The organism is Ruegeria sp. AD5 (assembly GCF_056542345.1).
In genome coordinates this window covers 1,110,666-1,131,824 of sequence record NZ_JBQFZR010000001.1, presented here as the reverse complement: position 1 = coordinate 1,131,824, position 21,159 = coordinate 1,110,666, and the positions used below count along the sequence as shown (strand labels likewise).

21 protein-coding genes and 1 riboswitch are annotated in these 21,159 nt (G+C 56.0%); of the genes, 14 read left to right on the top strand and 7 right to left on the bottom strand.

The genetic code is table 11. From position 1 onward, the window contains the following. Window positions 1-41: 41 nt before the first annotated feature. Window positions 42-1,316 (top strand): hypothetical protein, encoded by a 1,275-nt coding sequence (locus tag ACR0JG_RS05710; protein WP_480568030.1) that lies wholly within the window; start codon window positions 42-44, stop codon window positions 1,314-1,316. A 310-nt stretch (window positions 1,317-1,626) separates the two neighbouring features. Here the strand turns inward: ACR0JG_RS05710 and ACR0JG_RS05705 are convergent, their stop codons facing one another. Further along, a complete protein-coding gene (locus ACR0JG_RS05705; protein WP_170393774.1) occupies window positions 1,627-3,108 on the bottom strand; it encodes an aminotransferase-like domain-containing protein in 1,482 nt (493 codons plus the stop codon). A gap of 616 nt (window positions 3,109-3,724) precedes the next feature. Between ACR0JG_RS05705 and ACR0JG_RS05700 the strand changes: the two genes are divergently transcribed. The 4 genes from ACR0JG_RS05700 to ACR0JG_RS05685 all read left to right on the top strand — a co-directional run bounded on the left by ACR0JG_RS05700 (window position 3,725) and on the right by ACR0JG_RS05685 (window position 7,235). Then, on the top strand, window positions 3,725-4,225 hold the full coding sequence (locus tag ACR0JG_RS05700) for a TRAP transporter small permease subunit (RefSeq protein WP_170393772.1): 501 nt from the start codon (window positions 3,725-3,727) through the stop codon (window positions 4,223-4,225). 68 nt (window positions 4,226-4,293) lie between these two features. After that, on the top strand, window positions 4,294-5,343 hold the full coding sequence (locus ACR0JG_RS05695) for a TRAP transporter substrate-binding protein (protein WP_480568028.1): 1,050 nt from the start codon (window positions 4,294-4,296) through the stop codon (window positions 5,341-5,343). Window positions 5,344-5,503: 160 nt separating this feature from the next. Further along, on the top strand, window positions 5,504-6,811 hold the full coding sequence (locus ACR0JG_RS05690; RefSeq protein WP_480568026.1) for a TRAP transporter large permease: 1,308 nt from the start codon (window positions 5,504-5,506) through the stop codon (window positions 6,809-6,811). Between the two features lie 13 nt (window positions 6,812-6,824). Further along, on the top strand, window positions 6,825-7,235 hold the full coding sequence (locus ACR0JG_RS05685; RefSeq protein WP_170511668.1) for a universal stress protein: 411 nt from the start codon (window positions 6,825-6,827) through the stop codon (window positions 7,233-7,235). Between the two features lie 70 nt (window positions 7,236-7,305). Here the strand turns inward: ACR0JG_RS05685 and ACR0JG_RS05680 are convergent, their stop codons facing one another. Continuing rightward, entirely contained in the window at window positions 7,306-7,605 is a 300-nt protein-coding gene (locus ACR0JG_RS05680) for a CcdB family protein (RefSeq protein WP_480568024.1), read from the bottom strand. Continuing rightward, the gene (locus ACR0JG_RS05675; RefSeq protein ID WP_170511663.1) at window positions 7,605-7,835 is read right to left on the bottom strand and encodes a type II toxin-antitoxin system CcdA family antitoxin; all 231 of its coding nucleotides are present in this window, start codon (window positions 7,833-7,835) and stop codon (window positions 7,605-7,607) included. The genes ACR0JG_RS05680 and ACR0JG_RS05675 overlap by 1 nt, the downstream gene beginning before the upstream one ends. A 179-nt stretch (window positions 7,836-8,014) precedes the next feature. Further along, window positions 8,015-8,120: riboswitch (TPP riboswitch) on the top strand. A 32-nt stretch (window positions 8,121-8,152) separates the two neighbouring features. Here ACR0JG_RS05675 and thiB point away from each other — a divergent pair. The 3 genes from thiB to ACR0JG_RS05660 are packed head-to-tail and all read left to right on the top strand — an operon-like array spanning window position 8,153 to window position 11,335. Then, window positions 8,153-9,133 carry a thiamine ABC transporter substrate binding subunit gene (gene thiB, locus ACR0JG_RS05670; RefSeq protein WP_170422511.1) on the top strand — a complete coding sequence of 327 codons (981 nt, stop codon included), beginning with the start codon at window positions 8,153-8,155 and terminating at the stop codon, window positions 9,131-9,133. Then, window positions 9,109-10,656, top strand: a complete 1,548-nt coding sequence (locus ACR0JG_RS05665; RefSeq protein WP_480568022.1) for a thiamine/thiamine pyrophosphate ABC transporter permease ThiP — start codon at window positions 9,109-9,111, stop codon at window positions 10,654-10,656. Before thiB ends, ACR0JG_RS05665 begins: the two co-directional genes overlap by 25 nt. Continuing rightward, window positions 10,643-11,335 carry a thiamine ABC transporter ATP-binding protein gene (locus ACR0JG_RS05660; protein ID WP_480568020.1) on the top strand — a complete coding sequence of 231 codons (693 nt, stop codon included), beginning with the start codon at window positions 10,643-10,645 and terminating at the stop codon, window positions 11,333-11,335. The genes ACR0JG_RS05665 and ACR0JG_RS05660 overlap by 14 nt, the downstream gene beginning before the upstream one ends. Here ACR0JG_RS05660 and ACR0JG_RS05655 read toward each other — a convergent pair. The 4 genes from ACR0JG_RS05655 to ACR0JG_RS05640 form a co-directional block, all read right to left on the bottom strand. Then, window positions 11,323-11,841 carry a putative molybdenum carrier protein gene (locus ACR0JG_RS05655; protein ID WP_480568018.1) on the bottom strand — a complete coding sequence of 173 codons (519 nt, stop codon included), beginning with the start codon at window positions 11,839-11,841 and terminating at the stop codon, window positions 11,323-11,325. The two genes, ACR0JG_RS05660 and ACR0JG_RS05655, sit on opposite strands and share 13 nt — an antisense overlap. Continuing rightward, on the bottom strand, window positions 11,838-12,770 hold the full coding sequence (locus tag ACR0JG_RS05650) for a 4-hydroxyproline epimerase (protein ID WP_480568016.1): 933 nt from the start codon (window positions 12,768-12,770) through the stop codon (window positions 11,838-11,840). Before ACR0JG_RS05650 ends, ACR0JG_RS05655 begins: the two co-directional genes overlap by 4 nt. Continuing rightward, complete coding sequence (locus tag ACR0JG_RS05645) at window positions 12,761-13,720, bottom strand: dihydrodipicolinate synthase family protein (protein WP_480568014.1); 960 nt, start codon at window positions 13,718-13,720, stop codon at window positions 12,761-12,763. The genes ACR0JG_RS05650 and ACR0JG_RS05645 overlap by 10 nt, the downstream gene beginning before the upstream one ends. Window positions 13,721-13,782: 62 nt before the next feature. Next, window positions 13,783-14,385, bottom strand: coding sequence for a helix-turn-helix domain-containing protein (locus ACR0JG_RS05640; RefSeq protein ID WP_170393747.1), 603 nt, complete (start codon window positions 14,383-14,385; stop codon window positions 13,783-13,785). Window positions 14,386-14,532: 147 nt separating this feature from the next. Here ACR0JG_RS05640 and glyA point away from each other — a divergent pair, with 147 nt between their 5' ends. The 6 genes from glyA to gcvT all read left to right on the top strand — a co-directional run bounded on the left by glyA (window position 14,533) and on the right by gcvT (window position 21,144). After that, window positions 14,533-15,786, top strand: coding sequence for a serine hydroxymethyltransferase (gene glyA / locus ACR0JG_RS05635; RefSeq protein WP_480568012.1), 1,254 nt, complete (start codon window positions 14,533-14,535; stop codon window positions 15,784-15,786). Between the two features lie 11 nt (window positions 15,787-15,797). Beyond that, window positions 15,798-17,177: a dihydrolipoyl dehydrogenase gene (gene lpdA / locus ACR0JG_RS05630; protein WP_480568010.1), complete on the top strand. Its 1,380-nt coding sequence runs from the start codon at window positions 15,798-15,800 to the stop codon at window positions 17,175-17,177. Window positions 17,178-17,191: 14 nt separating this feature from the next. Further along, complete coding sequence (gene lipA, locus ACR0JG_RS05625) at window positions 17,192-18,136, top strand: lipoyl synthase (protein WP_480568008.1); 945 nt, start codon at window positions 17,192-17,194, stop codon at window positions 18,134-18,136. 25 nt (window positions 18,137-18,161) lie between these two features. Next, window positions 18,162-19,535, top strand: coding sequence for an alanine/glycine:cation symporter family protein (locus ACR0JG_RS05620; protein ID WP_170393738.1), 1,374 nt, complete (start codon window positions 18,162-18,164; stop codon window positions 19,533-19,535). A gap of 75 nt (window positions 19,536-19,610) precedes the next feature. Continuing rightward, window positions 19,611-20,033, top strand: coding sequence for a universal stress protein (locus ACR0JG_RS05615; RefSeq protein ID WP_170393736.1), 423 nt, complete (start codon window positions 19,611-19,613; stop codon window positions 20,031-20,033). A 16-nt stretch (window positions 20,034-20,049) separates the two neighbouring features. Beyond that, complete coding sequence (gene gcvT / locus ACR0JG_RS05610; RefSeq protein ID WP_480568006.1) at window positions 20,050-21,144, top strand: glycine cleavage system aminomethyltransferase GcvT; 1,095 nt, start codon at window positions 20,050-20,052, stop codon at window positions 21,142-21,144. Window positions 21,145-21,159 lie beyond the last annotated feature (15 nt).

Below are 21,159 nucleotides of genomic sequence, written 5' to 3'. Positions count from 1 at the left end.
TTACGCGCATTTTTTGACATGAATAGATTACGGAGGCTGCTATGCCCTCGACCCATCAGCCCAGGATTTTCAACACAATAAACCTTACGGATTTCGATACTAACGGCCAAACCTCTACTGTGGGCGAGCCGACAGTTTCCAGCAACGGAGGTCAGATTCTGGCCACTGGCAACTGGTATGCAAGTCGGTCACTGGACGGCGGCCAAAGCTGGTCTCACATGAGCCCTTTCACGTTGTTCCCACCTGTTGACGGGGGGTTTTGCTGCGACCAGACCACGATTTACGACCCAAGCCGGGATCTGCTTATCTGGCTGCTTCAATATATCGAACAGGGGGGCACCAACACACTGCGGGTTGCGGTCAAACAAGGGCGCACCTTGGGGAACGACACATGGAACATTTGGGATTTCACCCCCGCCGGGCTTGATCCCGCGTGGAACAATGAGTGGTTCGACTATAACCACGTTTCGTTGTCCGAAAACTATATGTATGCGGGCACCAATGTGTTCTCGGCCGGGGCTAACCAGTTTACCCGCTCGGTCATTCTGCGGATTTCACTGGACGAACTGGCGACCGCGGCAACGCTATCATTCGACATATTCGAAACAGAAGACAACTTCTCTCTGCGCTGCGTACAAGGCGCACGCGGCGCGATGTACTTTGCCAGCCACAACACGAACTCGCAGATCCGCGTATTCAGATGGGCCGAGAACGCCTCGGACGTAGATGAATTCGACATCGATGTCACGCCTTGGTCCGCAGGCAATTATTCCGCGCTGACCACCGGTGGCGACTGGATGTCGCGCACTGATCCACGCATTATGGCTGGTTGGCTGGGACGCGGCGTTCTGGGCTTTATGTGGACAGCTAATCGTCAGACCAACAGGCCACTCCCTTTCGTCAGGACCGTCCGCATTGACGAAGCAACCATGTCATTGATTGACGAACCAGATATCTGGAACAGTCAGATCGCGTTCGCCTACCCCTCAACAGCTGTAAACCGGGTTGGTGATGTAGGGCTTTCGGTCTTTGCGGGTGGTGGGAATTTGCATCCGAGCCATGTTGTTGGCTCATACGACGATATCGATCTGACTTGGCGGCTGGCCCTCGCTCGACGTGGCACAGACACTCCGGGTCTGGGAAAATGGGGCGACTACACCAACTGTTCCGAGGTTGCCGATGATGGCTTCACCTGGCTGGCAGCCGGGTACACGCTGCAGGGCGGGAACACCCAAACTGACATCGAACCAACCATGACCTGGTTCGCACAGCAGCGCTATGACGCACCACGTCGCCATCCGCCCGTTATCGTCTAAAACATTATAACCATTTATAATTCAGGGATATACATCATGCACAGAGCGATTAAATCACAAGGCGTAAAGTCATTCTTGCGGCAGGAAGCCCCCTGGCTACTTATCGCCTTTGTTATTGCTGACCTATTCTACAAATGGGGGTCATTCGCCCTGGAATGCGTCGGCTTTCTGCTGACTTGGTACGTCCTGAGCCTTCTAGCCAGCCTGGTGTCACGTATGCTGTGGGGGGAAAACTCAGCTGTCGGAGATTGAACCATCGATCAATCTTTTTAAGCTTGCGGACTATTGGTTTGCCTCCCGCCCTGGTACATTACGAGTTTGTTGCGCGTAGGTCTGAAATCACTTCGGACAACAGCTCAATCCCTTTTCGGATAGAACCGGGTTGGATTGACGAGACGCCAAGACGAAAGTGGTATCTCCCTGCGGTTTTATTTGAAAAACAGGGCCCGATCGGCTCCACAATAACACCGCGTTTTAGGGCGGCTTGACATATCGTCATGGCATCCAACCGGGCCTCGGGATCAGAAAGCACAAAAACCGTTCCGCCAAATTCGCCCGTTTTCAGGAAATGGGGTAGCTTTTCACGGATCGTCGTATCAGCCAGATGCCAGCGCAGCTCATAATTCTGGCGAACCCTGCGCAACAAGCCATCATAGTACCCCAAGTTAATAAACGCGGCAGCAGTGTGCTGAAGAATCATCGGCGGATGGCGCATCATCATTCCCCGGCAATCGCGCGCGGCGTCAATAAATTCTGGCGCAGCCGCCAGATACCCCAGGCGCAAACCTGGTGAAAGACCTTTGGAAAGGCTGCCCAAATAGATCAGTCGATCCGTGTCATCCAGACTGCGCAGCGGCAGCAAAGTAGAATGCCGGTAATCCACATCGCATTCGTAATCGTCTTCGACTATGTAAAAATCATACTCTTCAGCGGCCTGCAGCAAGGCCTTGCGGCGGCGCTCGGACATCGTAACGGTGGTTGGGTGCTGGCGGTTAGGGGTTACGAATACCAGGTCAGCCTCGCGCAGACGTTCATCGACGATCAGACCCTCGCTATCAATGGGTTGAAACCTTACATTCCCAAAATTTGCCTGAAGGATCTTGCGTGCATCCGGATATCCCGGATCCTCCATAACCGCAGTTTTATCGCGCCCGCCGAACAACAGGCTGGTGATAAATAACCCGTTTTGCGAACCCAATGTGATCAGGATTGAATCGCTGGGTTCAAAAATACCGCGACGGGGCAGGATGCGCTGCCGGACCTGCTCGATAAGTTCAAAGCAATCCTCGTACAGCCCGTCCGCAGACCAGATTTTCAGGTGCTTTCGATTCATGGCCAACCGAGTGCATTCGCGCCAATCCGCAACCGGGAATGCGCCATCATCGATTTGGTTGCACACAAACGGATAGTCGTACTTGTACCAGTCATTTGGGCGCTGGATGGTTTCGATCTCTTCGGTGCGGCGCAATTTGTTCAGTTTCTGGCCAATCGATGTGCGCTGTCTGGTGCTGGTTCGCCCAATCGCATCACCGTCCGTGCGAATCCCTACGTCAGAGCAGACATAATAACCCGAGCGGGGCCGGGCCTCGATCAGTTGCTCTTCTTCAAGCTTTCGATAAGCCGCGACGACCGTATTGATCGAAACATCGAGATCCCGCGCCAACCCCCGACATGAGGCAAGCTTTAGTCCAGACGGCATCAAACCTTCAAAAATGAGTCGTGAAATCTGCGAGACGATCTGATCTCGCAAACCGCTGGACTGAGTTTTGTCGATGCTCAACCGTTGTGTCATGTCCTGTCAGGCTCTAGTCGCAAATTCTGCGACGCGATTTGCAAACTGTATCCATGTTTTCAAGTGCTCCATGCAAAGTGGAAACGACGCCAAATTCCCTAATTCTGTACTGGCAATGCTGAAAGCAATAGCGCTCTTACTAAAAGCGGGTTGATGATAACTCAAAAAAGAGACTTCAGCCAACGCTATGTTTTTAAAGTACTTATACTGACCTGAGATGTGCTTAAGCAACCTGCGCTGCCATTGTTGAACTTGAAACATCTTAACGCGCGGGACTGAATCGCGGCATCGAACAGTCACTTGGCGCGATGAAATCTGTACCCATTATTACAAACAACTGTATCTTTCTCAGTCGAACTCCTTCGCGTTTGCTGTAGCGATCCGGGAAGTTCCATGTCGAAATTAGGGATCACCCGGGCCGTTCGATGCGACTAGGGAGGGAGACCGTTCGCATGGTTTTGCAGGAGTGGGATATGCGTCGACTCTGTGAACAGCGATTCAGCAGACGTTTCTCTGATGTCCGTCCGAACCCCGACGCGAAGGGTCCGGTACATCAATTCAGCGCACAGATTTTTTGAGGGAGAACCAGATCCATGAAAAACACAACGAGGTTGGCATGCTGATGCGTGGTCTGGAAAAGCTGACAAGCGCAATCTCAGAAGTCATGGGCCGCATCGGCTGGTTTCTCATCTTGTATTGCATGGCGTTTGGCGTGTCGGACGTATTCATGCGCTATGTACTGAACGCGCCCTCCCAGTGGATCGGCACCACATTGCAAGCTGCGATGGTGTTGTTGGCCTGCACCGGCGGCGTCTATGCATTGCAGCATGACAGTTTCGTCAAACTCGACCTGTTTTATGCAAACGCCAGCAAGCGGTCAAAGGCGATTTTGGATGTCCTGACGGCACCGATTGCAATCCTGTTTCTGGTCGCATTGATCTGGAAGGGTTACGAAGCCGCATCGCTGTCTCTGATGCTTAATCAGAAGACCCCGACATCCATTCCGATCCCGATTTATCCGATCAAATTTGCGATCCCGCTCAGCGGCGCAATGGTTCTCTTGGTGGTCCTGAAACACTTGCTCCGCGATCTGCAAACGATCTTCGGGCGCAGTTAGACACGCTGTTCTGGGCGCCCGCAAATACAAACGAAAATAGACTGATCCACTAACGAGGAGGAATTAACATGAAACCAAACAGGTTTGTGCACACAACCATGTGGGCAGGCGCCATAGCCGTGACCGCAAGCATTGCCGTCGCACAAGATGGGCCGCCGGATGAAGTAACCGAGTGGACCTTCCAGCCCGCATTTGACCAGACCGATGCCGGCTGGGACAATGGCCTGATCCCTTGGGTTGAAGCAGTTGAAAAAGCGACTGAAGGCACGGTCAAAATCCGTGTTGAGCCCGCAGGGGCGCTGGTCAGTGGTGCAGAGGCCTTTGGCGCAGCGGCGGCTGGTCTGACCGATGGCTACGCGGGCTGGGGTTCAGTCTATGGTGGCGACATGCCCGAAGGCATGCTGGCGTTTGGCATGGCCATGGGCGCCGACAACACCGAAGAAGCGTGGGAAGTGATGTGGGGCAACCCCGACTACCGCGTTGGGGACATCGTGCAAGAGGCCGCCAACGCGCGGAACCTGCAATGGGCAGGCTGGACCAACCAGGGACCGAACGCAATGTTCACCAAGTTCCGGGTCGAAAAACTGGAAGATCTGGAAGGCCGCAAGATGCGCGCCGGTGGACCCCAGGCCATCTTCCACTCGACCATGGGCGGCGCGCCGGTCTCGATGAACGGTGGTGAGATTTACACCGCAATCAAACTGGGCACCATCGAAGGCACCTACTGGGATACAGGCGGCATCGATGACATGTCGTTCCAGGAGGTTATCGACTATGCGATCATGCCCGGCTGGAACCCTGCTCAGCACCAGGAGATCTTTATCAACCTGCAGAGCTGGAACGCCCTGACCGACTGGCAGCGCGAAAAGATCAACGGAGTTTTCGAAGAAACCTATTTCGAAACCAGCCGCATGCATGCGGAAGGTGTCGAAGAAGCGCTTCAAATCCTGCGCGATGCCGGTGGTGAAGTAATCGAGCTGAGCGATGAAGAAGTTGCTCGTATGCGCGAGAAATCCATTGCCGAAGTGTGGCCGCAGGTTGCAGCCGCATCCGAGGGCAACGCCAAAGGCGTGGAAATCTTCAAGAGGTTCCTGGAAGACAAGGTGAACGCGCAATAATCCCGCGCAATGTCATCTTTCCAATATAGCTAAAACTCTTTCGCTGGCCTGATCGTCGGGCCAGCGGACCAGACGGGCGCATGTCAGTGTTAAAAGCACTGCTGACACACAACCCGGCAAAGACCGCGCGAACGGCCACTAGGTAGGGAAACTAAAGATCATGAGCCTCGAACTAATTACAGCGCTGTATTTCTTAATACTGTTTGGGATCCTTTTCATGGGGCTGCCGGTTGCGTTCGGCTTGGGCGGAACAGCGGTTCTATTTGCCCTGGTTTTCGAACCTCGCGCGCTGTTGTCCGTACCCAGTGCATTCTATTCAACGCCTTGGAATTCGGTACTGGTCACAGTGCCTTTGTTCCTGTTCATGGGCTCGCTCATAAGATTTTCGGGGATAGCCGAAACGGCCTATGACGCCGTTTACAAGCTGATCGGCCACATTCATGGTGGTCTCGCGATGGGTACAGTTCAGGTCTGTACTGTTTTTGCCGCAATCACCGGCATCACACCGCCGGCGACCACCACGATGGGTCAGATCGCCTATCCTTCGATGATGCGCTACAAATATGATCGCCGTATCGCGATCGGTTGTATCGCGGCAGGCGGTGCGTTGGGTGCTCTGATCCCACCAAGCGTTCCGTTCATCTTCTATGGATTGCTGGCCAAGGTTTCGATCGGTGACCTGTTCATGGCGGGGTTGCTGCCCGGCCTGATGCTGGCCACGTTCTACACGATCTACATCGGCGTACGTTGTAAAATCCAGCCCGAGCTGGGCCCCGCCCTGCCCGCCGATCAGAAATTCACCCGCACCGAAAAACTGACCGCCGTTCTCAGCATCTGGCCGTTTGCCTTACTCATCATCATCGTTCTGGGCGTCATCTGGGGCGGTATCGCGACGCCGGCGGAAGCTGCCGCATTTGGTGCCGCAGGCGCCTTTGTCATCAACTTGATCTACGGCAAACTGACCTGGGAGGTGCTGAGGGAATCGTTGGTGTCCACCTTGAAGCTCAGCGGTATGGGGCTTTGGATTCTGATTGGTGCCACCGTCTATCTTAATGTGTTCAACACGCTTGGCAGCCAGGACCTGCTGACCAATCTGGTTCTTTCCATGCCCGGCGGTGCAACCGGCATCCTGCTGATGATGATGCTGATCATCCTCGTCCTGGGTATGGTGATGGATGATTGGGCCATCATCATGCTGTGCACACCACTGTTCATCCCGATTATCGACGAATTGGGGATCGACAAGCTGTGGTTTGGCGCGCTGTTCATCGTGAACATCCAAATCGCTTACCTGACACCTCCGTTCGGTTTTGTACTGTTCTGGATCAAAGGGGTTCTGCCCAAAGATGTCAGCATGGGGGATGTCTACAATTCGGTTGGCCCGTTTGTGGCACTCCAGTTCATTGGCCTGACCCTGATCTTCATCTTCCCGCAGATCGCCACCTGGTTGCCCAACATCCTGAAATAATCCGGAGGTACAGATGTATAACCATATCCTCGTTCCAGTCGCCCCTGATCACATCAACGATTGTGCCAAATCTCTGGATGCCGCAAGCCGCTTGCTGTTGGATGGCGGGACAGTATCGGTGCTGTCCGTTCTCGAAGAACTACCTTCGTATATCGGGTCGTACTTTCCACCTGAGCAGGTTCAGAAAAGCGTTTCTGATTTTGAGGACAAACTGAACGCATCGATGGAGTCTCCGAAGATCGGCACTCATGTTGTTACAGGTCATCCAACAAATTCCATTCTGGATTGGGCCGAGGAACATAAAGTAGACTGCATAGTGGTTGCGTCACACCAACCGGGCCTTTCGGACTATCTGATCGGTTCAACGGCTGCACGTGTGGTCCGTCATGCACATTGCAGTGTCGTGGTACTGCGCGACAAGTAGAGCAGAAGCATAACACCTGACAGGTGTTATGCGCGCAAAGTGGCTGGCCAATGAGGCCAGCTATTGTCGTTCAGAACCCTTGCATCAGCATGTCTACGGCCACGGTGATCTGCTCGAAATCATCTTTCAGATGACCCACGGGTGATTTGAGGAGTCCCACAGGAACAGCAGCCATGAACTGGGTCACCATTACAACCAGCTCACCATCTATCAGGAACTCAGGGTTGAGGCGGGTCGCTGGTTTCGGCGCATGTGCTTTTGGCAAAAGCGGCACCACCATGCGGGTATTCAGATCGCTCAGAAGATCGGTTTGCACATCCAGAAGATAGCCATCGCCGGATGGGTTGGGGAATACATCGTATTTCGGCATCAGAACTGGCGAAAGCCGTCCAAGGGCAACCCGTGTTGTTCAACATATGAATTTGAGCTTTGCAGCGCTTCGGCATTTTCAGCCTTCCACTGCGCGGCCTTCGCAGCGGCAACGGCGGCACGCACTCCTTCTTCGGCGGCACGCGACAGGTTCACGTTCAGCGCTCTGGCCTCGGTGAGCAAAGCGCTATCAAGTGATAGATTGGTCGGTTTGCGTGGTTGAGCGTTCATTCTGTCTTGGTCTCCATGTGCCTGAGAATATCAATATACTACATGCGCGTCAAATATGCGCATATCTCCTAAAGGAATTCTCTGGCTTCGTGGCTCGTTCTTATGGTATTTCATTCAATGCTTATTGAACGAGAACCTAACGATTTCGGTTGAAATCGTCCTCTCATCCCCCTAATCACGACCCTACCTCGGGGTGCGCTAAAGACCGCGCTGAGATGCCAATTGGCAAACCCGTTGAACCTGAACCGGCTAGAACCGGCGGAGGGAAAGGTACAGGTTTCATCCATCCTTACCCTCTCGCCGCATTGGAGGATGATATGAAACATCTGGCAATTGCTGCGGGAATACTGACTGCGACTTCGGCTGTGGCAGCCGATAAGCCCACGTTGACCGTGTATACTTACGACAGCTTCGTTTCGGACTGGGGCCCCGGCCCGAAGGTCGAAGAGGCGTTTGAAGCGCAATGCGAATGCGACCTGAACCTTGTCGGCGTCGAAGATGGCGCGGCACTGCTGTCACGCATTCGGCTGGAAGGCGAAAACAGCGACGCCGATATTGTATTGGGTTTGGATACCAACTTGATATCGGCAGCTAAAGAAACCGGCCTGTTTGCACCTCATTCAGTCACTGCCGAGTATGCACTGCCCATCGAGTGGACCGACACAGTTTTTGCCCCCTACGACTGGGGTTACTTTGCATTTGTTCACAATGCAGATTTTGCCGCTCCTACCAGCTTCCGAGAGTTGGCAGATAGTGACATCAAGATCATCATTCAGGATCCGCGTTCATCGACACCGGGGCTGGGTCTTCTGCTGTGGGTCAAGGCCGCGTATCGCGATGAAGCCCAAGAAATCTGGGCTGACCTTGCTGACAATATCGTGACGGTGACCAAGGGCTGGTCCGAGTCATATGGCTTGTTCCTTGAAGGTGAGGCCGACATGGTTCTAAGCTATACGACCTCGCCAGCCTATCACCTGATTGCCGAGGAAGATGCCAGCAAAGCAGCGGCAGCCTTTGACGAAGGCCATTATATGCAGGTCGAGGTTGCGGCCAAGCTAGCCAATTCCGATCAGCCCGAGCTGGCAGATCAGTTTCTGAACTTCATGGTGTCTGACGCGTTTCAGACGATCATTCCAACGACCAACTGGATGTACCCTGCCGTAACTCCATCTTCCGGTCTGCCCGAAGGTTTTGAAACTCTAACGATCCCTCAGAAGTCTCTGCTGTTTGATCAGGACCAAGCCGCCATTGCGCGGGAACAGGCGCTTTCGGAATGGTTGGGCGCACTCAGCCAGTAAACCCACTCCCCGGTGTCAGTGCGGCGGCCATCGTTGCCGCACTGATATTGGGCACGTTGTTCATGGTGGCGGTGCGGGCAGATGCAGGCGGCGGGTTTGGTCCAGCCGACTGGGCAGCCTTACGCTTCACCCTGTTGCAAGCAACACTCTCTGCAGTGTTCAGCGCTGGTCTGGCTATTCCGGTCGCCCGCGCGCTGGCCCGCCGCCGGTTCACCGGCAGGCGCGTCCTGATCACGCTGTTGGGTGCACCTTTCATCCTGCCGGTCATCGTCGCCATTCTGGGATTGCTTCAGGTCTTTGGCCGGGCAGGATGGATCTCGGACGCGTTGGGCTATTTCGGTCTGCCGCCCATTCGAATCTATGGGCTGCACGGTGTCGTTCTGGCCCACGTATTTTTTAATCTACCTCTGGCAACACGCCTGATCTTGCAGGGTTGGCAGGAGATCCCTGCCGAGCGTTTCCGGCTAGCGGCCCAACTTGGGTGCGAAGGAATGGCAATGTTCCGTTTGATCGAACTGCCAATGCTTCGCCGCATTCTGCCCGGAGTGTTGGCCGTGATCTTCGCCATTTGCCTGACCAGTTTTGCTGTTGCCCTGACGCTGGGTGGAGGGCCGCGCGCCACCACGATTGAACTCGCGATCTATCAGGCCTTTACATATGATTTTGACTTAGGGCGCGCCGCCTTATTATCCGCTTTGCAACTTGTCCTGACTGCAGCGGCTGCGTTGGCAGCCTTAAAGTTCTCGCGCGGCGACGGGTTCGGTACCGGCCTGAATCGTGAGATCCGGCGCTGGGATGGCCGAGGACCGCTGCTGGATGCGTTTTGGATTATCACCGCCGCCGCGTTCCTGCTGCTACCTCTGGCATCCGTCACGATTTCGGGTATCGCTGGGCTGTTTGAGATGCCGGTTTTGGTGTTCCGTGCCGCTATAATTTCAATCTGTGTTGCCGCCGCCAGTACCATCCTCCTATTACTGCTGGCCCTGCCCATGGCGACAGCCGTCGCGACAGGCCGGTTCGGCATCGTCGAACTTGGCGGACTTCTTGGCCTCGCCGCCTCGCCCTTGGTCATTGGTACGGGTCTCTTTATTCTGATCCGCCCGCTGGCCAATCCTACAACTCTTGCGTTGCCGGTAACCGCGCTTGTGAACGCGGTCATGGCCTTGCCCTTCGCCCTTCGAATTTTGGTTCCCGCAGCGCGCGATGTGTTGGAACGGCACGGGCGGTTGGCACTGGCCCTGAACATGAACAACTGGTCCTTTTTCTTGCGTGTCATGCTTCCACGCCTGCGCCCCCAGATCGGTTTTGCCGCGGGCCTGACGGCGGCACTGTCCATGGGTGATCTGGGTGTGATCGCTCTGTTTGCGGATGCGCAGATCGCGACGTTGCCTCTGCAGATTTATCGACTTATGGGCGCATACCAGATGCAGGCCGCAGCAGGAGGCGCGCTGCTGCTGCTTATACTATCGATGGGTGTTTTCTGGGTTCTGGATCGAGGGGGGCGCTGGCATGCTGAAGCTTGACAATTGCATCATTGCAAATGGCAATTTCCAGTTAAGCGCTGACTTTGAGGTCAAGGCCGGATCCAGCGTTGCGATCATCGGTCCGTCGGGGGCGGGAAAATCAACGCTTCTTGAAACTATCGCCGGTTTTCGAGACCTGAGAAGTGGGCACATCCACTGGAAGGATCATGACCTATCGACATTACCACCAGGCAGTCGACCGATTGCAATGCTGTTTCAGGACGGAAACCTGTTTCCTCACCTGAGCGCCGAACAGAATGTTGCCCTGGGCCTAAGGCCCAATGGAGGTTTGACTGCAGACGACCAACACCACATTCAATCGGCCCTCGGCCGCGTTGGCCTGCAGGGAATGGCGGCCAGAAAGCCCGCTGAATTATCAGGTGGTCAGCAAAGCCGCGTGGCGCTGGCCAGAATCCTCGTGCAAAAGCGTCAGGTGTTATTGCTCGACGAACCTTTCGCCGCCCTTGGCCCTGCCCTGAAAACAGAGATGCTCGATCTGGTCGCTGAATTAGTCGCCGAGACCAAAACCACCCTGCTTATGGTCAGCCACGACCCGCGGGATGCGCTTCGGATAACCGACCAAACCGTATTGGTTGCGGATCAAATCGCACATCCACCTGCTGAGACTGAGACACTCTTCAACAATCCTCCGCCAGCGCTGCGCGATTACTTGGGCTGAATGAACTGATCCAGACAAGCGTCCAGCACCTCGTGCACACGCGGACCAATCTCGAGGGCCTCAGAAGCGCGCGGGCCTGCAATGTTCAGAACAGTTACAGGGATGGCGCTCAGCCAAGTCCGCATCTGTTGCGCGCAATCGGCCTTTCCTTTTCTTATATCCACCACCAGATGCGGTTTTTCAGCATCAACTGCAAACTCAACCGTTTTCCGCGTGCCGGGACTGTCTGATCCGTCGATAAAAACAAGCGTGGCGTCACTGGCAAAGACGTTGAGCCTTGTCCGTTCAGCGACATCTTCAGACTTCGTTTCAACAAGCCCGCTGAGATGCGCCGGAATCAACCCATCCTCATTCGTTCGACCCTTCGGCACCCAGCCACCGTAAGGGATGCCGTTTGCGCGGGCAAACTCCAATGCGGCAGTGTCTACGCCGGTTTGTCCACCTGATACGATTTTCTGAACACGACGCCCGAATGGGATTCCGTCTTGCTCCTCTCCCTGCGTCAACGCGCAATACCAAATTGAAACGGATCATTCTGCGCAAAGAAAAGCTTACCCTCTGCCATCACATGCGCCTGGCCAGTTAGCTGAGGGACAATGCCCCCGCCCTGCCCCGGCTGATAGGACAGCCTGTACGAACTTCCGATGATGCTTTCCTGAACGATTTCTTCCCCAGCGGACAAGCGCCGACTGGCCGCGAGGCAGGCCAGCTGGGCCGAGCTGCCGGTGCCGCATGGCGAACGGTCATAGTCATCGTCGGGGCACAGAACAAAGTTTCTGCTATGGATACCTGCATTCGGTGAGGTGCCCTGAAAGATCACATGATCAACCGGCTCGCCATTTTCGCCACCAACTTCTTGCGCAATGCAGGCTTCGCGAATTGCGATAGCCATGTCGGTCAGCGGGCGAATGTTCTCAGGCGCAACCGGGATCGGGCTTGGCTCGACAATGAAGAACCAATTGCCGCCATAAGCGACATCGCCGGTGACGGGGCCATACTCTGCAGTCTCGACCGTCACGGACTGATGTACGCGGCGGCTTTCAATGTTGGTGACCTGCACGGTGTTGGCGTCCAGCAGATCAATCTTAACCTCACCTACCGGAGTTTCGATTCGGTGCGCGCCAACCTCGATCTGTCCAAGATGCGCCAATGTTACGCCCAACCCGATCGTCCCATGGCCGCACATGCCCAGTACCGCATCCGCGTCAAAGTAGATCACGCCCGCTTTGCATTCAGCACTGACCGGTTCGACAAGGAGCGCCCCGACCATGCCGGGCTGGCCGCGTGGCTCCAGTAGAACAGACTTGTAGAACCGCTCATGTTCCGTTGCCAGTCGCTTGGCCCGTTCAGCCAGTGATCCTGAACCCAAATCAAGCCCCCCGTCCAGAATGACCCGTGTGGGCATTCCACCGGTATGGCTGTCAATCACATGCATACCGCAATGACCCCACCCTGACGAACCCAATCGGTAAACCACGACTTAAACAAGTTGTACTGTTGCTCGCAGTAATTTCGCTGGGCGTCAGACAACACGTCGGTTTCATTGAAATGCAGGCGGTATTCTTCTTCGCCGTTCAGCACCAGCAAATGCTTGTAATAAAGAACGAGGTCTGTGCCCTCGTCAAAGCTTGCCAGAACGCCAAATGCCTCGTCCAACTCCCGCGCGCGCAACCGTGCTTCGGCATGTCCCTCTGCTGCCTTTTTCGAAAGCGCCGCAAGCAACAATGCCTCTTTGGGCAGTGCCGTTCCTATCCCGGTGATCGATCCGGTGGCGCCGCAATTCACAAACCCATGGTAGACTTCTGTATCGACGCCTACCATCAAAGTGACCTGATCGTCCTGCGATGTAATATGTTCGGCGGCATAGCGCAGGTCATTCTTACCCCCGAACTCCTTAAAGCCAACCAAATTCGGATGCTCGGCCCGCAGTGCAAAAAACAAATCCGCACGGGTGGCAAACCCATAGACAGGGCTGTTGTAGATGATCGCAGGCACGTCCGGTGCCGCAGAAAGAATAGCCTTGAAGTGGTTCTTTTGCGCGGCAACCGATGAGCCTCGTGACAGAACCCGAGGGATAACCATCAACCCTGCCGCGCCGACCTTCTGCGCATGTGCTGCGTGCGCCACAGCGGAATTCGAGTTGATGGCACCCGTCCCCACGACAACCGGCAAGCCAGCGTCGACCAGTCGTTCCACGCCCTCCATCCGTTGGGCATCCGTCAGAAGCGGCCAATCCCCCATCGAGCCACAATAGACGACAGCGGACATGCCGGCCGCAATCATCTCTTTGCCCTTTTTGACCAGCGCGTCAAAGTCAGGTGTCCTGTCGGCCTTACACGGCGTCATAAGGGCAGGCATAGTTCCAGTGAAAATAGTCCGGTCCATGAGATATCCGTTTGCTCAGGTTGGTATTGGTATTCTGCGCGAAAGCGCCGTGGCCTAACGTGTCATTCCAGCGAAACCCACAAGACCCTGGCGTCTTCCTTACTCGTAGAAATACAGCCATGCCCCATACCGCTATCGTAGTACAGAGAATCTCCGGGTTTCATCGGTAAGGGGCGGTAATGCTCGGATACGAATATCAACTCGCCACTGATAACGTACATGAATTCTTCGCCTGTGTGCCTGATCCAGTTCTCATATTCTGATATGTCACGCGCTTTTATCGTCGCGATATAAGGAAGCATTCGCTTACTGGTCAGGTCCGAGCACAGCAATTCGTGCATGTAGGTCGGCGTATTTCTTATCTCGCCTTGCCCTTTCGGCGTAAAATCACGTCGCCCCGAAATTCCCGATTGGGCGGACTGCAAGAACAGCTGTGGCGTATTCATGTCCAAGGCCTGTGTCAGCCGCCGCACGATCTCGAAACTTGGACGTGTCTGGTTGTTTTCGATCTTTGAAAGTGTTGATCGACCGATTCCCGCTTCGCGCCCGGCCTCCTCCAATGTCCAGCCTTTTGCGCGGCGTGCATCCCGGATCGACCGACCCAAAGCCGCCCCCTCGTCCTGTTCTTCCGGTCCGGCACCATCTTTCAGGTTGTCCTCAGACATGGGAATCTCCTTGTTTTATCAAAGCTTACTCATTTCCCCCGAGCCAAACAACTTTACTGTGATGAAATTTTTGTTGCCTTGCGTACACTAATTCCACTATAGGAAACAAAATTTCGTACACTGGAAACGAGATTACAGGAGGAGATCATGTTCACAAAACCGCTCACCGAGGCTGATCCCGTCATCGCAGCATCGATCGCACGCGAGGGCATACGCCAAGCTGAACAGATCGAACTGATCGCTTCCGAGAACATCGTCTCTCAGGCAGTGATCGATGCGCAGGGTTCCGTACTTACAAACAAATACGCCGAGGGTTATCCGGGTCACCGCTATTATGGCGGGTGTGAATATGTGGATGAGGTTGAGGCCGAAGCCATTGATCGATTGAAGAAGCTGTTTGGCTGTGAATATGCAAACGTCCAGCCGCACTCAGGCGCGCAAGCCAACGGAGCGGTTAAGCTGGCACTACTCAGCCCAGGTGACACGATTCTTGGTATGTCGCTGGATGCTGGGGGTCACCTGACCCATGGCGCAAAACCTGCCCAGTCCGGCAAGTGGTTCCGTCCGGTTCAATATGGCCTGACCCAGGCCGGGCTGATTGACTATGATCAGGTTGAAGAATTGGCGAAAGCCGAAAAGCCCAAACTTATCATTGCAGGCGCATCGGCCTATTCGCAAAAGATCGATTTCGCACGCTTCCGCGCCATTGCCGACGAAGTAGGCGCGTGGCTTCTGGCAGACATGGCCCACATCGCCGGCTTGGTTGCGACTGGCCTGCATCCCTCGCCCATCGGGCACGCACACATTGTTACGTCGACTACGCACAAGACGCTGCGCGGTCCGCGCGGTGGGATTATTCTTACAAACGATGAAGCGCTGGCAAAAAAGATCAACTCGGCTGTTTTCCCGGGTCTGCAGGGCGGCCCCCTGATGCATGTGATCGCAGGCAAGGCAGTCGCATTTGGTGAAGCGCTGCAGCCTGAATTCAAAGAATATATGCAGCGCGTTGTCGACAGTGCCTCGGCACTGGCCAACGTGATGATGGCGCGCGGGTGCGACATCGTTTCGGGCGGCACTGAAAACCACCTTATGCTGGTTGATCTGCGCCCAGTCGGCGTAACTGGCAAAGACGCCGAAGCCGCGCTAGAGCGTGCAGGATTCACCTGCAACAAAAACAGCGTTCCGGGTGATCCCGAAAAGCCCACTGTCACCAGCGGCATCCGTCTTGGTACGGCCGCAGGCTGCAGCCGTGGGTTTGGACCAGAAGAGTTCAAACAGATTGGCCACATGATCGGTGATGTGTTGGACGCGCTGGCACAATCGTCTGACGGTGACGAGACCGTCGAAAAGGAAACCCGTGAAAAGGTCCGCGCGCTCTGCGCAAGCCACCCGATCTACTGAAAGAAGACCAAATGACTTACGATCTTATTGTCATCGGGGGCGGTCCGGGCGGCTATGTCGCCGCGATCCGCGCGGCACAACTGGGCCTGAAAGTTGCCTGCGTCGAAGGAAGTGGCGCACTTGGCGGGACCTGTTTGAATGTGGGGTGCATACCCTCCAAAGCGTTGCTGACCTCCTCGGCCAAATATGCCGAACTTGCACATCTCTCCTCCCACGGTATTGCGGTCGAGGGGGCCAGCATCGATGTGCCCGCAATGATGGGACGCAAGGACAAGATCGTAGGCGACCTGACCAAGGGCATTGCGTTTTTGTTCAAAAAAAACGGCGTAGATCTGATCGAAGGGTGGGCCAGAATTCCGGCCGCTGGTCAGGTCAAGGTGGGTGACGAAGTCCATGAGGCCAAGAACATCCTCATTGCCTCTGGTTCCGAACCTACCCCGTTGCCAGGGATTGAGATTGACGAGCAAGATATCCTCAGTTCGACGGGCGCGATTGCGCTGGAGAGTGTGCCCGAGCATCTGGTGGTGATCGGTGCCGGTGTCATCGGACTGGAACTTGGGCAAGTTTGGGCGCGTCTCGGAGCTAAAGTTACGGTCGTCGAATATCTGGACCGCGTGCTGCCCGGCATGGATGGTGAAATTGCCAAACTGGCGCAACGCGCGCTGTCAAAACGTGGCCTGAAATTCCAGCTGGGCCGGGCACTGAAATCCGTCGACAAAACGGATACTGGTCGGACACTAACTGTGGACCGCGTCGGCAAGGACAAAGAAGAAGTGATCGAGGCCGACAAGGTGTTGATCGCCGTGGGTCGCCGCCCAGTCACACGTGGCCTTGGCTTGGAAGAGCTGGGCGTGGCCGTGAACCAACGCGGTTTCATTGAAGTTGATGGCGCATTTCAGACATCTGTCCAGGGCATCTACGCCATCGGTGATTGCGTTCCCGGACCTATGCTGGCGCACAAGGCCGAAGAAGATGGTGTCGCCTGTGTTGAGATGCTGGCAGGCGAAGCTGGCCACGTCGATTACAACACCGTCCCCGGCGTGGTGTACACCGACCCCGAAGTCGCCTCGGTTGGTTTGACCGAAGAAGCACTGAAAGAATCCGGTGCCGAGTATTCGGTCGGCAAATTCGCCTTCATGGCGAACTCGCGCGCGCGTTCGACCGGTGAAACAGACGGTGCAGTGAAGGTTCTGGCAGACCCGAACGGCCAGATCCTGGGTGCGCATATATGCGGAGCCCATGGCGGCGATCTGATCGCTGAACTGGTTCTGGCGATGACAAAGGGCGCAACGGTGTCCGAAGTCGCTGCAACCTGCCATGCGCACCCTGCCATGGGCGAGGCCGTCAAAGAAGCCTGCCTCGACGCCCTGGGCCGCGCGATCCACGCATAACGGAGACCAGCCAGATGACCATCCAGCTTCGTCCTCGCCACCCGGAAAAAGCCAAAAAGGCCGACAGTGTCATCCCGCGCAAGCCCAAGTGGATTCGCAAGAAAAAGGGCGACAGCGCTGAATACTATGAAACACGACGCCTCATGCGCGAGCATGATCTGGCGACGGTCTGCGAAGAAGCCGCTTGCCCCAATATCGGCGAATGCTGGTCCAAGCGTCACGCGACCATGATGATTATGGGTGAGGTCTGTACGCGGGGTTGTTCGTTCTGCAATGTCTCAACGGGTCGCCCGGATGCTCTGGATGTGTTTGAACCCGGGCGAGTCGCCGCCGCCGCCAAGAAACTGGGCCTGCGTCATGTGGTGATCACCTCGGTCGATCGCGATGATCTGGCAGATGGTGGGGCCGAGCATATCGCTCAGACCATCCGTGCCGTGCGCCATCAGAACGCCGGTACGACTGTCGAGGTTCTGACACCCGATTTTCTTGGAAAAGGCACTGCGTCAGAGATCGTATTTGAAGCGGCGCCAGACGTTTTCAACCACAATCTGGAAACTGTGCCGCACCTTTATCCAACTGTGCGACCGGGTGCACGCTATTACACCTCGCTGCGTCTGCTGGATGATGCCAAACGCGCGAACCCGGAGCTTTTTACCAAATCTGGCCTGATGGTCGGGCTTGGCGAAAGTCTGAACGATGTCCGTCAGGTCATGGACGACCTGCGCGCGGCCAATGTCGATTTCCTGACCGTCGGCCAATATCTGCAACCGACCCCTAAACACCATCCGATTGACCGGTTCTGGACACCGGAAGATTTTGCCCAACTGGAACAGATCGCGCGTTCCAAGGGCTTTTTGCACGTGTCGGCAACGCCGCTGACCCGATCATCGTTCCACGCGGACGAAGACTTTGCCGCCCTCAAGCAGGCCCGCCAGCGGGCTTTGGCGAACAGGGCATAAACCTAACGCAAATGGGAGGGAAACCATGGAAGCGTTAAATTCAATCGTAGGGGCCATCAATGGCGTCGTGTGGGGGCCGCTGATGCTGGTTCTCATTCTCGGCGTTGGCTTCTTCCTGCAGGTCGGCCTGAAGTTCATGCCGATCCTGCGCATTGGCACAGGCTTCAGCCTGCTGTTCAAAGGCCGCGAAGGTCAGGGCGAGGGCCAGATCAGCCCGTTCAACGCGCTGATGACCTCGCTATCTGCGACTATCGGTACGGGCAACATCGCTGGTGTGGCCACTGCTGTCTTCCTGGGCGGTCCGGGCGCCTTGTTCTGGATGTGGATGACCGCCCTGGTGGGCATGGCCACCAAATATGCCGAAGCTGTTTGCGCGGTGAAATACCGCGAAAAAGACGAGCTTGGTAACTATGTCGGCGGCCCGATGTACTACATCAAAAACGGCCTCGGCGCGAAATGGGCCTGGCTGGGTGTTGCATTTGCTCTGTTCGGCGCAATCGCGGCGTTCGGCATCGGCAACGGTGTACAGGCCAATGGTGTTGCACAGGTTCTGGAGTCGAACTTCGGCCTGAACACTTCGGTTACCGGCGTTGTCCTGATGGTTCTGACCGCGGCCGTGATCCTGGGCGGCATCACCCGCATCGGTGCGGTTGCAGGTAAACTGGTTCCGTTCATGGCGATTGCCTACATCGTCGCAGGCCTGCTGGTTCTACTGATCAACATCGGTAACATCGGCTCCGCTCTGTCGCTTGTTTTCACCTACGCCTTCACCCCGTCGGCCGCCGAAGGTGGTTTCGCGGGTGCTGCCGTTTGGGCCGCGATCCGCTTTGGTGTGGCACGTGGTGTCTTCTCGAACGAAGCCGGTCTGGGTTCCGCTCCGATCGCACACGCCGCAGCCGAGACCAAAGGTCCGGTCAACCAGGGCCTGATCGCGATGTTGGGCACGTTCATCGACACGATCATCGTCTGCACCATCACCGGTCTTGCTATCATTTCGTCGGGTGCCTGGACATCGGGTGAATCCGGTGCAGCATTAACCAGTCACGCGTTCGAACTGTCGCTGCCGGGTATCGGTGGGTATCTGATCGCCATCGCTCTGTCGATCTTTGCCTTTACCACCATTCTAGGCTGGTCCTTCTATGGCGAGAAATGTGTTGAGTTCCTGCTAGGCGTGAAATCCCTGATGCCCTACCGCGTCCTGTGGATCGTCATGATCTATTTTGGCGCAACAGCGGATCTGGGCTTCATCTGGCTGCTGGCTGATACGCTGAACGCGATGATGGCCATTCCGAACCTGATCGCCCTGGCGCTGCTGAGCCCGATCGTCTTCAAACTGACGAAAGAGTTCTTTGCCTCAGGTGGCAAGTCCGAAGAGCCAGGCGGCACACCCGCCGAATAATCTCGGATGAAAATACGGGGGGCCATCCCGGCCCCCCGGCTTCAAACAGAATTCCATTTCTCGAGGAGAGACGTGATGGCCACGAAAATCCTGCTGCCGATTGATCACACTGACGACCGTTCGTGGAAGAACGCCCTGCCGCTCGCACAGGAACAGGCAAAGTTCTACGGCGCCGAATTGCACGCGATTGCCGTCATTCCTGAGATCATCCAGTTGCCGAACCTGCCCGCCAACTATGGCGCAGGCGCAAAAGACCACGTGCGCAATGCGGTGCAGGCCATACTGGATCACAACGGTGCATCTGATGTGGCGATCCATATCGAAGAAGGCAGCGTCTATCGTGAGATACTGAAGCTCGCCTACAAAGAGGGCTTTGATCTGATCGTCATGGCTTCGACCAAAGGCGATTTTCCGAACTACGAGATTGGCCCGAACCTGGCCCGTGTCGTGCGCAACGCGCATTGCACCGTCACGGTTGTTCGCGACCAGTCCCGCTGATTGAAAGGTTAGTCTGATGACCGAATTAAAACGCACGCCTCTTCACGCTTTGCATGTTGAGTTGGGGGGTAAGTTGGTTGATTTTGCGGGTTGGGAGATGCCTGTTCAGTATCCGTTGGGGATTATGGGGGAGCATAAGCAGTGCCGTGAGAAGGCGGCGGTGTTTGATGTGAGCCATATGGGTCAGGTGATTTTGCGGGGCGAGAATGTGGGCGAGAAGCTGGAAGCTTTGTGCCCGCAGGCTTATGCGACGCTGAAGGAAGGCAAGGCGCGGTACGGGTTTTTCACCAATGCCGAAGGCGGGATCATGGATGACCTGATCGTGTCGAATGCGGGCGATCATTACTTTGTGGTGGTGAACGCGGCGCTGCGGCATCAGGACATTCCGCATATGCGTGAGCACCTCGAAGGCGTTGAAGTGATCGAGATTTTCGACCGCGCGCTGGTGGCGGTTCAGGGCCCTGCGGCGGAAAACGTTGTGGGCGAACTGTGCCCCGCCGCGCGGGATCTAAAGTTCATGGAAACCACGGTGGCCGATATCAACGGTGTTGAGTGCCGTATCTCGCGGCTGGGCTATACCGGCGAGGATGGCTACGAGATTTCGATCCCCGAGGACAAGGCGATTGAGATCACCAAAGCCTTCCTGGCGCATGAGGATTGCGAAGCGGCCGGTCTGGGCGCGCGCGACAGCCTGCGGCTTGAGGCAGGTCTGTGCCTTTATGGCAATGACATCGACCAGAGCACCTCGCCGGTCGAGGCCTCGCTGGGCTGGGCGATGCAAAAGCGCCGCAAGGAAGAGGGCGGTTTCCCGGGCGCGGCCCGCGTGCAGAAGGAACTGGCCGAAGGTCCCGCGCGCAAGCTGGTGGGCATCAAGCCCGAAGGCCGTGCGCCAGCGCGTCAGGGCGTGGAAGTGCAGTGCCTTGAGGGCAACAGCATCGGTCAGATCACCTCGGGCGTGTTTGGCCCCACGGTGGGTGGACCGGTGGCGATGGGCTATGTGAGCAAAGGCCATGGCGAGCCGGGCGAGAAGGTGAACCTGATCATCCGGGGCAAGCCGCAACCGGCTGAGATCGTGGCGCTGCCCTTCGTCAAACAGAATTACAAGCGTTGAAGTCAGGAGAGAGAG